This is a genomic window from Taibaiella helva, from assembly GCF_003545695.1.
Lineage (GTDB): Bacteria > Bacteroidota > Bacteroidia > Chitinophagales > Chitinophagaceae > Taibaiella > Taibaiella helva.
On record NZ_QUZZ01000035.1, the window covers coordinates 1 to 1254 of the forward strand.

General features: G+C 60.4%; 1 protein-coding gene. It reads right to left on the bottom strand.

Annotated features, from left to right (window positions below; translation table 11 throughout):
* Window positions 1–6: 6 nt before the first annotated feature.
* Window positions 7–1104, bottom strand: coding sequence for an OmpA family protein (locus DZC79_RS21005; RefSeq protein WP_011409308.1), 1098 nt, complete (start codon window positions 1102–1104; stop codon window positions 7–9).
* Between the last annotated feature and the right edge of the window lie 150 nt (window positions 1105–1254).

Below are 1254 nucleotides of genomic sequence, written 5' to 3' on the forward strand. Positions count from 1 at the left end.
GTCCAATTAGTTCTGGACGTTCAACTCGGTACGACGGTTCTTCGCACGGCCTTCCGGATTGTCGGAACCATCCGGGTTGGTGTTCGGAGCAATCGGACGGCTCTTGCCGTAGCCGATCGGACCGACCAGACGCGACGCATCGACGCCGTTCTTGGTCAGGTAGTCGTACACGGTGGTCGCACGACGCTCGGACAGCTTCTGGTTGTACGCGTCGGTACCCTTCGAGTCGGTGTGACCGGCAACCTCGACCTTCAGGTCGGGGTAGCGCTTCAGGATTTCGGTCGCTTCGCTCAGGATCGAGATCGCGTCCGGACGCAGGGTCGACTTGTTGAAGTCGAAGTTCACGCCCTTCAGGTCGATCGAGACAGGCACCGGGCAACCGTCCGGACCGATGGTCTGGCCAGGCTGCGAGTTCGGGCACTTGTCGTCGCAGTTGTTGACGCCGTCACCGTCGTCATCCAGATCGGCGCAGCTCGGAGCAACCGGAGCCGGAGCCGGCGGCGGAGCGGTCGACGGAGCCGGTCCCAACGGGATCACGACGCCGACCGAAGCCAGCACGTCGCCGAACCAGTTTTCGCGCGGAGCGGCGACGCTCTGGTCGTTGAAGTCAGCGCGATAGGCCAACTCGGCACGCACGGCGACGCGCTTGTCGAAGGTGGTCTGCAGACCGACACCAGCCTTGGCGGCAAAGTTGCCGTCCTTACGCTGGCCCGGCGACACCGGGTTCGGGGTCGCGTCGAATTCTTCTTCCGAACGCTGATAGCCCAGACCGAACAGCAGGTAGGGGTTCCAGCCGCGGCCTTCCTGGATGAAGTGGCGACGCAGGTCGAACGAGATGCCGTACTGGCTCCAGTTCAGATCCTGGTTGGCGTCGAAGTTCGGGTTCTGATAGTTCAGTTCACCGTCGATCGACCAGTTCGGGCTCACGAACTTGCCCAGGCCCAGGGTCACGAACGGGGCATCATTGGTCAAACGATCGCGGTCCTGGAAATTGAAGCCAGCGCTACCGGTCAGGTACCAACGGTCGTCGAACTCCTGCGCGGAAGCAGCCTGGGCAACTGCCAGACCGCCAAGCAACGCGGCAGTGAGAATTTTCTTGTTCATTTATACAGCTCCTTCTTTGGGAGATAAAACCGATAGAGACATTGTTCTTGGTAAAGATGCTCGTCACATCCAGAGCCATCGGGGCGCAGATTAAGCCGGCCTCGGTGAAGATCGCGTTAACGGTCATATAACATGTGAAAGCAATCACCA